We start from the raw sequence: 14,291 nt of genomic DNA, 5'->3' as shown, positions 1-14,291 counted from the left end.
TAACTCTTTTGGTTAACTCTTTTGGTTAACTCTTTTGGTTAACTCTTTTGGTTAACTCTTTTGGTTAACTCTTTTGGTTAACTCTTTTGGTTAACTCTTTTGGTTAACTCTTTTGGTTAACTCTTTTGGTTAACTCTTTTCTTGGTTAACTCTTTTCTTGGTTAACTCTTTTCTTGGTTAACTCTTTTCTTGGTTAACTCTTTTCTTGGTTAACTCTTTCGACCTACCCTTTAAGCTCATTAAATTGTCTTGAGTTTTACAATTAGCGCTTGTGACACCCACGGCATTGCTCCAATCATTTCCAGATGTTCCAACACATCCTTACCGCTTTTCATCATCCTTCCATGTGGAGCCAACCTATCTATTTCCTCAGCCTTTCCTATAGAACCACCACCAACAGTCACCTTAACAGACTTCGCATTTACACCGGTAATCTCGGTACCAGAGGCAGTCGCAGGTTTTTTAAGCGGACACTTAGTAATCTTAGATACGTTTTGATCAGAAACGAAAGAGACCAAATTGTGGGTAACGTCTATTTCCACAGCTTTAACCCCTGTTCCGTTTGCTATTTCAGTTTCTAGTTGTTTGTAGGTCCTGTTGTTCATAGCAGCCTCCATTGGTACTAAATTATCGTAACCATCTATTTTCTCCGCAGTGCTCTGCACTGACCCTTTACCTAGTAAAGAATGACTTATTAAATGACCCCCTTGATAATATCCTGCACTGCCTGTTGTCAATGCAGCTTCTTGTACCCCTGCATGGCCAACCATTTGGCTATAGTGTGCATTCCGTGCATACTCACTTGGTCCGTTCGGTGCAACATTAGCCGAAACGGACTCCACCCTTTTTATGTATTTCGGCGTGTTAGGTAATATTTTTCTTAAGCTTGTCGCCACATCATCACCATCGGGATTCTTTCCAAACTTTGAAGTGTCAACTTTATTTAAGTATTGTTCAACTGGCGATTCAACCTCCACACTCTTAGACTCAAATTTTGTGACTTTTTTCTGAATAACAGTTGGTACTTGAGTTTTCTCAAAGGCAAAACCTTGCGCTACACAATTTTTCTTTTGAGCAACTGAATATGTATTCGCTCTACTATTATTCTCTTTAGGTTTATCTACTTGTTCATACATATCTCAAACCTTTCTAATTTTTTCTTTTTTCGATGTTATAGGCTTTTATTCCATTACCTATAACAAACCACGTACAACCCTATGGCTTTTACCTTGACTATCTCATTATCATTCTAAGGCGTTTTACACCCATTTAAGTCGTTATTTCGTCTCGCCTTTTCATCACTCTAATCCGTCGATGCCATCTAATGGTGACGAAACGTCATTAAACCCCTTTGTGGTTACATGCGTGCATATCTCCGTGGTTTTGGAACTCGGATGCCCAAGCAATGCTTGGATATATCGCAAATCCGTTCCCCGCTCTAAAGGGTGGCTAGCGAAGGAATGCCGTAAAGTATGTAACGTCGCTTTTTTTCTTTATCCCTGATGAAGCTAACGCGTGATAAGAGCAAAGAGATCAAACCACTCACTTCACAATCCCCTACCCAAAATAAAGCAAGTCAACTCGATACAAACGCACCAGCGTTTGCCCCAAGTCACTGTTTAACCCTTTTTCTATTACTTGTTTTAAATTTATATTTACCCCGCCTTTGGCCCACAAATTAATCGGGAATTAATTTGAACAGCTTTAGCTGGCCCGAAGGGTGGAAGGCAGGATGCCTGAAATACCCTAACCAGTGTTTTATATACTTAGCGATGCACTGTGTTCTCGCACCTTGCTCATAAAGCAGCTTAAGTTTACTAAAATGGTTAGCCCAGGTTTTCCAAGCGAGGGTGATGTTGGTTTTATGCTGTGGTTTTAACCGGTATCCCAAAAAGTCCACGCCGTCATGTTTTATCCTGCCAATATAAGTTTTAAATGGGTGTTTGGTTTGCTTAACTGCCTCTAGGGTCAGAAAAAGGGGTCAAGTCGCTTACTTCACAAGATCCTGACCTGCGTCAGGATGACGGTATAGTAAGTCAGGATGACGCTAGAAAGACAAGCAATCAGACCCCTTTTACCCAAATCTCGCTGCCTTCGCCCCCATAATATCAGCCTCTCGTTCTAGGCCTGCATTGTCATTCACTGCCATGCCGCCAATGGAGGTGGTGGGTTTTACCCGTCCTTGTTTTTGCTGCACTACGTGCCATGCTTCGTGGGCCACATGCTGTTGCTGTCCGGGGGCAACGTAAATGTTGCTGCCTTGAGTATACGCGTGCGCCTGCACCGTCGCGGGCTTTGAAGAATTGTAATGGACCTTTACATCTGACATATCCATGCCGGAGAGGCCCTCAATGCCGTTTTTTACTTTATCGGGTAAACCCGTATTGTTGGGCTTGCGTTGTTTGGTTGCATATTGATACATAAGCGTTCCTAAATTGTTGATTGATTGGGTCGAGCGCACAATCTGTGCGTTGTTTTTACCGTCGTTGAGCCGTTGTTGCGTCAGTCGTTAAAACGCTTTATTTGGCTAAGCAAGCAGAGGTTTAAAAGTAACGTTAATCCACTTGTCCATGCCAAACTATGGCCGCAGGCCATGCATTGTCTGAACTATCTAGCACAGTGATGTTCTCTCCTGTGGGCATTGGAGATGCATCGCGCAGTTGCACTTCACTTGCCACACCAATCTCGTACTCACCTGCTGGTAAGTCGTAAATAAAATAGTGACCATCTTGATTGATGTTGTAACTATCCACGGTGCCATCACTACGTTTTATAAAAATACGGTGGTCTTGCGGGTACTTGTTATTAGCAAAAGCAATGTTACCTACCACCGACATGCGGCTTTGCTCGTAGGCATTGTCTTTGTTATTGGCAAGTAGGTCGTCTTCGCTGAGCCCTTGGCGCACCGCACTATTAGCAAACTTTTTATATTCAGAACGAATGTTTTTAACTTGCGGCATGCGGGTATCGACGTCTTGCCAAACGTCCACTGGCATTACAATATTAAGCTGAATAATGGGTTTTGGTCGCGAGCCCAGCGCGCTCCAGAACTCGCCTTGGCTGCCCATATCAATCGGGTCGTCAAGCAAAGAGATCTCTACTTGAAAAGGGCTTGGTTCAAAATCAGAGTCTGCTACTTTTAATACACTGTGGGGCACATGGGTAAAACGCCCCAAGCTTTGAATGAGGTTCGATAACCAAAAGCTTTCAGTATTGAGTGCATCGCTTGCATCGCTTGATTTGCTCCACACCGACACAATGTAATGCAGGTTAATAAAACGCGGGCGATAAACCATATCCATCATGCCTTGGCTATCAACACTGGCAACGCGCATGGTTTCGCTTTGTCGGCGCTCTAAATTGTCGGTAATACGATTTAAATACACATTAATCACCGGCTTGCTCGGCAAAGCGGCCACAAATTCGGCGTCGGGCACATCAAAGCGTATGTCTGCCAAATCGCTCTGTTGTAAGGTATGTTTGCGGATCATGTGCTCCACAATACGATTAGCAATATGAAAAGCGCTGTAATTCATAATCTTCCTTAAAAATACTCTATTTGAGGTGAGCTATTTTGATAGCGCCCATTGCTTAAGCCAGTGCTCAACCATGGTGTTGCCATCTTGCTTTTGATATTCACGGTGTGCGCCTGCTGCGATATGGGCCTTGCTCAACTGTGTGGTTTGCTCGGCAGTTGCCAGTAGCATGGCATGGCGTACACAGTTTTTTATTTGTGCGGCTGAAAACACTAAGCGCTGTGCCAGTTGCTTAAGCTCTATGTCGGCACTGTAGCTAAAGTGGCCTTTGAGCATTGACTGCCAAAGCTTAAGCCTGTGTGGTTCATCGGGCAGGGTAAACTCAACACTTTGGCTTAAACGCCGTAAAAAGGCGTCGTCGATATTACCTTTAAAGTTGGTGGCCAAAATCAATACCCCAGTAAATCGCTCGATGCGCTGTAACAAATAGCTCACCCCAAGGTTGGCATTTTTATCATGGCTGCTTTCTACTTCGCTGCGCTTGGCAAATACCGCGTCGGCCTCATCAAAAAACAATACGCTGTGTTGGCGCTCTGCCATATCAAATAACTGCGCAAGGTGTTTTTCAGTTTCGCCAATCCATTTACTGGCAATGTTAGCCAAATTGACTTTATACAAAGGTAAGTGCAGCCGTTTTGCTAGTACTTCTGCGGCCATGGTTTTACCTGTGCCAGGGCGGCCCCAAAATAGTGCAGAGGTGCCGCTTTCAAGCTCAACGCCCTGCGACTCCAACGCATAACGGTGTTCAAAGCGCATCACCAATTCGTTTAATTGGGCATGCCCATCGGCACTTAGAATAAGGTCATGTTGCTCAAAACGCGGGGTAATGCGTGTTGCCAATTCGCCAAGCTGGCGAGCACTGTGTGCTACACAAGCCAACAGTACCTCATTGCTTGTAATAGGCTGTTGAGATGCAGATGTTACTACAGCGTTGACCAAAGCACGTAATTGCGCTGGGGTCATAGGGTAGTGATAGCACACTTGCTGGTAATTAATATCCACGATTTGATCAGGCGCACTGTAAGCGACGAACATGGCTTGCAGTATGTTTGCCAGCTCGATGTGTGATCCTAAGCTCAGCTCATAACTGCTGTTTGCGATATCTTGCAAGCGCAATGGCAACACAAATGGCGCGTCGTCCACTAAGTACAATCGACCACCACTTTGGCTAAGCCAATCAGCACAAATACGCACCAGCTCAGGGGCATCATTCAGTAACTGCTGGCCTTGTGGCCAGTATAAGTCGCCGCCTTGGCATAGCAACAAACGTAACACGTCGCTCAGTACAAGGTGTTTGTCGGTAAATTGTGCAAACTTACTGTGGTTCATCACATATAAAGGGCGCTGCCCACTGAGTTGCAGTGCGGCGCTTTTTTTACCTATACCCGCTTCACCAATGAGGCTTATAACCTGAATTGATTGCTCTGGCAGTTTTGCAATGTTTGCCACCAAGGTGTGCTTTGGAGGCTCTAATAAGGTTGCGCACTCGTTTGCATCGCTATGTGCTATGGCACCGGCAAAGTAGCTCAGCAGTTCAGCGCTTGGCATTAGCATGGGGTCCCCCAGTTGGGTGTGCGCTTGTATCTGCAACACTTGCCATTTAAACACCGGCAAGTGTTGCATGCTGGCCCGTAATTGCGCGCGCTGCGCCCTATCATCACTGACAAAGTACAACAGCAGCTCCAGTGATATGCCATTGGCTGAGGAGCTACCTTGCAGGCGCTCTATCGGGTAGCGCGCGCGTTCATCAAAACGCGGCAGCAAGCACAATAAGCACAGTGCCAACTGCGGCGCATCTAAATTAAAGCGCTGTGCAAAGGTGCTCAGTTCATCCTGTGCCAATAATGGCGCAATATGGGTATGTACTCGCTCGTTCCAGTGCTGCACAGCGGCTTGGTATGCCTCATCACTGGTGTCTACATCAGCAATGCGCAGGGTATATAAACTGTCGAGTAACTCACTCAGTGGCGTTAAATATGTATGAATATTCATATTGACCTTTTGCGTGGCACTTTAAGACCAGTGCCCATAAATAAGTAGTTCAGACCAAGGTAGTTTGATGGTGGCAATGCCAAATGGCAGGCTCTGCAACAATGCGTCTTGCGGTTGCTTTTGCACCGTTAAGCGATGACCATTGGCATAAGGCTCTATCACACACTCGCGACGAATGAACAAATCTCTGAGCGTTGCCGTAGAGTGCGTATTAAAGCCTTGCCAATGGTGCAGCAATGTCTCAAACATGCGCTCGCCCGCTTGTTGCATCTGTTCACTGGGCTGCTCGCATGGTTGCTCTATATGCTCAGCCCCAAGCCCAACCAGTAAAGCTGCGCTAAGCGGTATTTGCGCTTGCTCACCTGCAAGGTGTGCAAGCAAATACATGGCTTGGTACTGTGCCTGTTCATTTATAAATTGCGACTGTGTGCTGTTTAACCATCCCAGTTCGGCAAAACAGGCGTTTAACAAAGGCCACAGTAAAATTAGGCCGCCCGCAGGGCAGTGCCATTGTTCGCCTTGGTTTTGCTTGTCAAGCAGTGCTTGCGCTTTGGCCGTTAACTCTCGCAACTGTGCTTTTAATTGCTGTGCTTGAGAGGTTGACTCATTACTGTGTTGATAAGCGCGCTTAAGACGTTGTAGCGATTGTTTGTCTAGCTTGAGTTGCTGCCAATAAGCGGGCTGCTCTAAGCGCTCAGGGTGTGTTAACCACCCAGATTTTAGCTGTGACAAACTACTGAGCTGCTGATTTAACGCCGCTTTTTGCTCATCTAAAAAGTTAAGCGTGCTGGTTACTGCCGCATGTGTTGCGGCGCTTGGCACCGAGCGTGCATCACTTAGCCATTTAAACGCACAGGCGTGCTTGGCAAGCAACACGTTCGCCGCATGCGTTTGGTTTGCCACCAGCAGACTTTGCGCCTGACTTAAATCGCGATATTGCACCGCTTGCACGCTGAGCGATTTGCGCAGTTGGCGAAATAGCTGCCTGATAACATGGCTAAAGTGCTCCGCCGTATTGTTGTGAACAGGACCATGAACTTGATCATGTACAGTCGCACGCAATAGCTTAAACCATTGCTTTAACTCCTTACGTAATTGCGCCTGTAAGGGCTTTTTAAACATTAAGGCGTTAGACTTTTCGTGTTCACCGTTGCTGTGCGCTAAATTGCGCTCGCCGAGTACATTATCGCGACTTAACAATAGTAGGAGGTGCGAGAACACGTTCACTACCATTTTATGTTCAACCGCGCTTCGACTGCCCAGTACGTGTGCCCATTCGTTTACTTGCGCAGCATCTGAAGCGGGTAACAAGTTGGCCAACTGAACCAGCTTTAGACGCAGTTGCGCGGCAAATTGATGCGCATCCAAATGCCCTAAGCTCAGTTTGTGTGCCGCCACATGCAACAACTTTTGCAACTGCGCATTATTATAACGCTTGGCTGCTTGGGCTTGCTCAGTTGCCTGCCTAGCCTGTGCCAACCAAGTATTTAATGACGCGGGGATTGTGGGTTGCTGCTTACATATCCGTTCAAGTTTGGTTAACGCGTTACACCACGTTGATGAAGCAAATTCGCTACTTTGCAATTTGTGTAATTGCTGCAATGGCCCCTGTAGTTCGTTAACCTGATGCTTTGAAAATACCACGTTTGAGCTTGTCAGCTCACTACTTTGCTCGGCCGCACACTCGACAGGGCTAAGCGCAGCACTAGGCGTTAACGATGCCTGAGCGCCAACTTGAGCGATTGCATCATCCAACTGATGATATAAACGCGCGCGGAGCACCGTGCTTAACTGCGCTTCATCATGAGGTAATTCGCCCAGATCTAACTCCAATGACGACAATCTAACTGCTAAAGACACGGTTTTTTGCAGCGCATCTGGCACGCGGTACGATAGCAGCAATTGCTGTACCAGAGGCAGCAGCGTTTGCTGGGCAAAATCGTCAACAGCTGCGCTGCCTAGCGTTACATCAAGTACGGCTTGGTCAATTTTAATATCAACCATAATGATCCTTTAAAAGCAGATAGTGTGTTATTCGCATGCTTTCAGAGGCAGTTAAGCCTCTGACTGGGCCTCTATCGCTTGATATGCACGATGCCAAATTCCGTCTTGCTCAAGCACCACAGGTGCTAAACCTTCCGCTGTGACCATAGAGTTAATATCAAACTCAAACACAACAACCTCATTACTTTGCTGTGCGAGCCAAGGCTGCGCTTCAACCGGCTCTGTTAACTCCACATAACAACTGTGTGGGTTAATGGTTTTACTTGGTGTGGTAAATACCTCATCTTTTAGGACTAACCCAGACTCGGCACAAATTAATACATAGTGTTTCATTGTTTTTCTCACATAAAAAAGCCGGCTGCTTGAGCCGGCGTAAAGGTTTAGATTAAAGTTGATCAGCAGTTATAGTAATTCCAAGGGTAATAGGGGTTGCCTCTTCGTCCATCCACATATATACCGCTCCAATAACATCCACCTGCGTAAATATTCTTACTTGAACAGCGTGGTTGCTCGTCATCCTCATGCGTTTGGCTGCTACAGTCAAATGCTCGGTTACCACGCCAGTAACCTTCACAGATTAAGTCTTCGCATTCGTAAGCCGCCCCCCCTTTTTGACTAGCGCAGCAGCTTGTGGCTGTTAATTTAAGGCGCACACAGTGATAAGCTGCGCCCCCCATCATTGCGTAACATGCTTTGGCCACTGCGACACTATCAAATAATGATGCATAAGCCCCCCCTAAATCGGCGTAACATTCGCTTGCAGATAGGTTAGCTTGATACAAACCATAAGCAGCGCCGCCCTCGGATACATAATCTTCGCCATATTGATGTGCGCGGCACTGCTGAATGTGTAGCGCTTCAACTGCTTCGTTATATACCTGATAACAGCCATCAATATTATATTTAGGTGAATAAATAGCACCGCCACTGCCTTTTACGTAGTGGTTAATAAGTTGGCAATTTAAGGTGAGTTCTCGGGCATACTCCAATCGGAATGCGCCCCCACTTCCTTCAAATTCAAACTCGCAGCCATCAAAGGTCCAGCCTTCACAGCGAATTTTTTCAATCCAACAGTTTGCTTGGCCTTCGATGATAAATCGGCACGCTGCGTGCGCTTTTACGACTCTTGTTGCATCCATATCCAGACCAATAATGCTGGTGTGGCTGTTCAAACGCACCGCATTTTTTAAGATATATGCAGGCTGTTTTGGGTGTTGCTGGCAACAGAAATCGCACGCGCAATCGCATTCACAATCGCATTGATTGGGTATTTCAGAGCCCGAACATGGCAATTCATCACGCTCACTGTAAGTACTGTACTCACTAAATTGTGGTTCAATACCACCATCGCAGCGGGTATCAACATACTCACTCGGTGCAAGCAGTAAAATACGGGTATCAGCTGGTAACTCAACGACATCACATGAGCCATCGCCAAACACGGCATCAAACTGCGCTTGAGTTTGGATCACATAACGATGCTGCGCCTGTCCAAGTAATGCGGTTTTTTCATCAATGTAGGTTTTAATCGCCGACTTAGTTACCAACTCGTTGACACACGCGCTGCCCTCGGTGCTCAAATCGTCACTAACACCTTCTATCGGCATACCCATCTGACCAAACTTAATGCTTTGTTTAAAGTTAACAGGGCAGTCAAACTCAGCCTGTTTGGTGACATGCAGCTTGCCTTTTACATGGGTGGTTTTTTCAACCGTGAGGTTATCTTTAATGCGCGCATCACCATTCACATCTAAGGTGTACTCTGGGTTATCTGTGTGAATACCAACTAGCCCACACTTGTTAACCACCAAGTTACTACGCTCTCCTACACAACCGCCCTCAGCGACATTTTGAGTAACTTTAAACGCGTCACTGCTCGCGTTGTGAGGCTGACGAACCACCACGTTTTCTGTACAGTCTGCTTTGACTTCCAAACGAGCCAGTTTGTCCAAGTCGGTCACTTTAAGCACTGAGCTATTGTCGCCCGACTTACTCACCACCACTTTGGTGCTATCGCCTAGATTGCGCTTACCAAACGTGCCTTCACCTGCAACATATAAGTCATCGTGTAGATGTGATTTACCATTCACTGTCAGTGCAGGCTCACTCTCACAGCCTGCATCAGCGCGCCCTACGGATACGCCTTGTTCCAGTTCTGTGTGCCCGGCTACTTTAGCATCACCACATACTTGTAATGCAGGCGCACTCTGCATACAGCCTTGTGCTGGCGCTGACTTAACAATGGCACCTTGCGCAAACTCTGCCTGTTTTTCAAAAAGTGCTTTACCTGACACTTCTAGTGCTAGTTTGTCATCGTCTCCACAACCCGGTATTGATACGCTTAACCCATTGCGTAAGTCGGTTTTATCACACACAGTCAACTCGCCAGCAAAGTGGCTATTGCCATCGGTAATGTTTAATCCCTCAGAGCCTGTTATGGGGCCTGATGCATTGAGGCCACTTGTCAGCTTAGTTGCACCTGAAACGGTTAGCTCCGCTGCACAAACTTCACCGTTGAGCGTGGTTTTATCATCAACCAATAGGCTTGTAGTATGTGTATGACCTTGTACTTCTAGTGTGTTTTGTAACCCACAGGGCGCATTATCTGCACTAATGTGTACGCCACCTTTGAATGCACTGTAGCCATCGGCATTTAAGCTACCAGCTTGCTGTTGGGACTTATTAAGTGATAAGTCGCCAGTAATTTGCGTCTCACCCTCTACATTTAAACTTGGCTTCGTCGCTGTGCCACCGCTGATTGTCGTCCGACCGCTTAGGTGCGTTTCACCTTGAGATACTCGCAGTGCGAGCTCGTTGGCTGCGCCACCTGTCACCTCAGTATTACCCTGTAGGCTTGTGGTGCCATCAACCGTTAAAGCTACTTGCTCTTGGTCTGTTGTACTGATCTGCGCCGCGCCGTTAAGCGAAGCGCGCCCTGCAACCTGCAGAGCACCTGATGAGTTTTCACCCGCGGCAACTTGTACATCACCTTCTGTTGTCAGCGCCGTTTGTTTGCCAGATTCTGCTTGTATTTGTGCGCCACCTTGTAACAGCGCTTTACCTTTAAGCGTGGTGGTGTGTGTCACCTCAAGCTTACCAACCGTGGCTTGCTCTTCAACATCAAGATTACCTGTGCCAAGTTTCAGACCATCGCGAATAAACGCATCACCTTGTACATCCAATGTATGCATTGGCGTATCAGTGCCCACCCCAATTCTACCCTGATTATCGACGGTCAATGCGCTGTATTCAGACGACGGTCCTTCGGTTGCTGGCTGCGCAACATCAATTTGTAATGGGTGAGTATCTAAAGCATTGTGTTTAACATGCAAACGGGCTTGTGCGCTTTGCCCTTGCTCAAAGTCGCCCAATGCAATTTGGCCCGCAATTGAGGCGCTTTCGTCAACCTCTAAGTTATTTTGCACTTTTGCTGAACCATTTACATCAAGCAACACGCTAGGGCAATCGGTATTAAGACCAACCCAGCCTTGCTTGTCTACTATGACTTTAATTACTGATTCATCTTGAGCCGTTATTTTTAACAGATCCGCTTGAGATCCTTGAGGGCTGGAGATTTTAACTACTTGCTCACAGCCCCCCACATCAAACAAGGTATTGTGCTCAGCATCGTTGATTTTAAAAGCGTGTTTGCCTGAACGTCCTTGGACTACGACGCGACTTTGCTCGCCTTCCAAACGCTCGCCAATGGTCGTGTCATTCACAAACTTGGCATGCTGGGCAACTTGTAACTGGCCAGTCACATCCACATTACCATTAAGCTTAGATGGCCCGTTCACTGTGGCGCTCACAACAGGGTTGCCTTGCTCATCTGTGGCATGCGTGCCTATCACCGCTGACTGCGCTGTGAGTGTATTCAATGATGAATGCTCAGTAACGGTATGAGTACCATTGACCTGTGCATACCCAGTTAATGTCACTCCCCCATTGATGGTCGCCGACCCCGTTTGAGTACTGTCGCCGGTTAAATCAAATACTATACCCTCATGATTAGCTGCATTTGATGCTGCTCTGAGCTGAAATAGGCCATGCTGTTCCAATGTGCCAGTTACGCTCATATCCCCAGTGACATCTACTCGGTCTGTCACTGCCAGCACGTCTTTATCTGTGCCAGTGGCTTTAACTGTCAGGCCTTTTTTCAAGTCAGCAGTGCCAGACACCGTTAAGTTGTTCAATGAAGATTGCCCAGTTACATTTAACGTATTATCAAATGTGACGCTACCCGTGGTGTTTAAGGTGCCATTTAACTGAGTGTGAGCTGTGCCTTGCGTGCTTTTTACGGTCAAGCCATTTAACGTCGCATTTTGCGTAGTTGTTAACTTTGCAAGATTTGTATCGCCAGTCACCGTTAATGCTTTTTTTAGCTCAACGTCTTCGAGTGCTAGTACTTGACCGTTGAATTGGGCCACTAGTTCCGACGTCGGTTGGTTGTTTATTAATTGACCGAATGTCGATACTTTTTCAACATACAGACTGTTATGCTGTGAATGGTTATTAACGGTTAATGTACCATCTAGTTTAGAGGGACCTTTTACTTTAAAGTTATAGCTCTGTGCGCCTTTACCTGTTGAGCCTTCGCCATTTTCAATATCACAGTTGACTGACAACGAGTCCATCACACTGGCTTTTTGTAAAGTGGCCATCGTGTCTACGACTAGAGTGTCCGTATCCGTCGTACCAGTGACTTCCACGTCGTTTAAGTCTGTTTTACCTGTAACTGCTAACCCTTTGCGCAGATTTGCTTTGCCATTGACATCTAAAGCAGCCTCAGGGGCTGCAGTACCTATCCCCACATTACCGCTTTTATCTACACTTAAACGAGTGCGTAGTGCCTCATTTGCATTATCTAAATCTACTTTAAAAATTGCGCCTTTGGCATTACTTGGTTGCGTGACTACCAAGTTATCATCGCACCCTTGGCCGACAGAGACTCTGGTTCGGTTGTTGGCGTCTTTGATATTGAGTGCATATTTATCGTCTCGACGGGCTTTAACAAATAAACGAGCAGGGTCGGTGTTATCATCGTCTTCAACACCTGCGTTTAAGCCAATAGAGGTACGCCCAGAGATGTTGGTATTACCGCCAAACTGTGCCGTTTGCTTAGTCGTCAGTGTGTCTACTGTGGTCTGGCCTTCAACAATCAAGCCATCGCTGATTTTTGCATCGCCGTCAACCGATAAACGTTGCTCAGGCTCTTCAACGCCAATACCGACTTTACCTGACTTAGTGACTTTAAACTTGCTGTGCTCTTGCTCACCGCCATCAATGCTAATGTCGAGCAGTGCTTTGTTAACATCATTTTTTTGTTTGATTTTGACCGTACTACTTGGGGTGCCCACTTGTAAGTTAGCGTTGCCTGCCATATCAGACACAGACAAGGCTGGTGCACTACTTTGTTGTCGTACCGCCAAACGTGCGTTTTCATCGTCGCGACGCTCGCCTACAGAAACACGCTCATTCAATTGAGTGTCTTCTTTAACCTCAAGCTTTGTGCTGTAAAGCGTATCAGACACATCAACATTGCCTTGCACATCAAGCTGCTGAGCGGGCGTCTTGGTTCCTACGCCCACTTGCCCTTGTTCATTTACATGCAAAGCTGCGGTTTTATCGGTTGTGGCAATGTTTAAAGGCGATTGACCTTGCTCACTTTGTACACTTAGCTTACTTGTAGCTGTATTTGGATGCCCGCCAATGGCTAACTGATGGTCAACCTGAAGTGATGCCTGCGCATGCACATCGCCTTGTACACTTAAACCATTTTCTGGCGTATCTTGTGGTGTATTTGTATCACCAATTGTCACAGAGTCTTTGCTGACAATACCTTTCTCGGCAGATAATACATCGTTTACTTTGGCTTTTGAGTTTACTTCAAAACGCTCTGTTGGCCTGTCTGTATGAATACCCACTTTGCCATCAGCTTTAACAATAATCGACTCTGTGCTGCTATCGTCTTTTTTGATGCTCAAAGCATCTTTACTGTTACAACCGGCTAATGCCAATGAGGCATCGGCGTTGACGGTATGACCAACTTTAAGTGCACTTGTGGCGTTAAGTGTTTTGGCAATAGCTGACTTTGCATCTACTTGCTCACCCACTTTGAGGCTTTTTTCAACAACCAAGCCATCCTCAATGCCTACGTCAGATTTGCCAGCTATTCCTTTGCCTATCACTGCACCACCTGCCACTTCAAGCGCTTGCTCTGGGCTGGTTATGCCAATACCAAGCTTACCCTGCGCATCAAAGGCACTCTGTGCCGTGCCGTCACCTGACACTATCGCGATGGCATTTCTTTGGCCTGCGGCATGCACAGCTAATGTGTGTTCAGCATCAGCCGAGGCTGTAACTTTACTCGCATGGCCTGCTTTTTTAACTTGTAAGTCACCGTCTATATAGGTGTCTACTTTGGCTGTCACCGCCTTTGAAGTCACATCAAATAAAGCTTGCTCTTGATGTTTAATATGCAGTGCAGCAAAGCCGCCATCTGACATGTCATCACAATGATCGTTGTTCGAGACTGGATCTGTGTCATCGGTCTTAATTTCTACTTTGGCGCTTGGGTTAGGCTCACCTACGCCCAGCTTGCCATCTTTTGCATAAATTTCATCATCGGCTTGATTGATACCCGCGTCGATGAGTTGTTCAAATTGACTGCTAGACAGAGTCTGCCCGTCTGCGAATGCGTCTTTAAGCGCACTTCGACTATACGAGTTTGTCTTTGTATTAGACATACGTTTTCCTTCG

General features: G+C 46.5%; 7 protein-coding genes and 1 pseudogene. All 8 read right to left on the bottom strand.

What is annotated here, in order from left to right:
- Window positions 1-239: 239 nt before the first annotated feature.
- The gene (locus HG263_RS08395; protein ID WP_171625616.1) at window positions 240-1,136 is read right to left on the bottom strand and encodes a DNA/RNA non-specific endonuclease; all 897 of its coding nucleotides are present in this window, start codon (window positions 1,134-1,136) and stop codon (window positions 240-242) included.
- A gap of 162 nt (window positions 1,137-1,298) precedes the next feature.
- Window positions 1,299-1,475: pseudogene (locus HG263_RS08390) on the bottom strand (tyrosine-type recombinase/integrase); the annotation flags it as partial.
- Window positions 1,476-2,074: 599 nt separating this feature from the next.
- Window positions 2,075-2,461, bottom strand: a complete 387-nt coding sequence (locus HG263_RS08385; RefSeq protein WP_343043966.1) for an eCIS core domain-containing protein — start codon at window positions 2,459-2,461, stop codon at window positions 2,075-2,077.
- Between the two features lie 94 nt (window positions 2,462-2,555).
- Window positions 2,556-3,536 carry a Pvc16 family protein gene (locus tag HG263_RS08380; protein WP_171625615.1) on the bottom strand — a complete coding sequence of 327 codons (981 nt, stop codon included), beginning with the start codon at window positions 3,534-3,536 and terminating at the stop codon, window positions 2,556-2,558.
- Between the two features lie 33 nt (window positions 3,537-3,569).
- Window positions 3,570-5,528 carry an ATP-binding protein gene (locus HG263_RS08375; protein ID WP_171625614.1) on the bottom strand — a complete coding sequence of 653 codons (1,959 nt, stop codon included), beginning with the start codon at window positions 5,526-5,528 and terminating at the stop codon, window positions 3,570-3,572.
- Between the two features lie 21 nt (window positions 5,529-5,549).
- Entirely contained in the window at window positions 5,550-7,532 is a 1,983-nt protein-coding gene (locus HG263_RS08370) for a contractile injection system tape measure protein (RefSeq protein WP_171625613.1), read from the bottom strand.
- A 51-nt stretch (window positions 7,533-7,583) separates the two neighbouring features.
- A complete protein-coding gene (locus HG263_RS08365; RefSeq protein WP_171625612.1) occupies window positions 7,584-7,865 on the bottom strand; it encodes a hypothetical protein in 282 nt (93 codons plus the stop codon).
- Between the two features lie 62 nt (window positions 7,866-7,927).
- A complete protein-coding gene (locus HG263_RS08360; RefSeq protein ID WP_171625611.1) occupies window positions 7,928-14,278 on the bottom strand; it encodes a hypothetical protein in 6,351 nt (2,116 codons plus the stop codon).
- Window positions 14,279-14,291 lie beyond the last annotated feature (13 nt).

Source organism: Pseudoalteromonas caenipelagi (genome assembly GCF_013140855.1).
Taxonomy (GTDB): Bacteria; Pseudomonadota; Gammaproteobacteria; order Enterobacterales; family Alteromonadaceae; genus Pseudoalteromonas; species Pseudoalteromonas caenipelagi.
The sequence above is the reverse complement of the archived record's forward strand: the minus strand, read 5'-3'. Positions and strand labels throughout refer to the sequence as shown.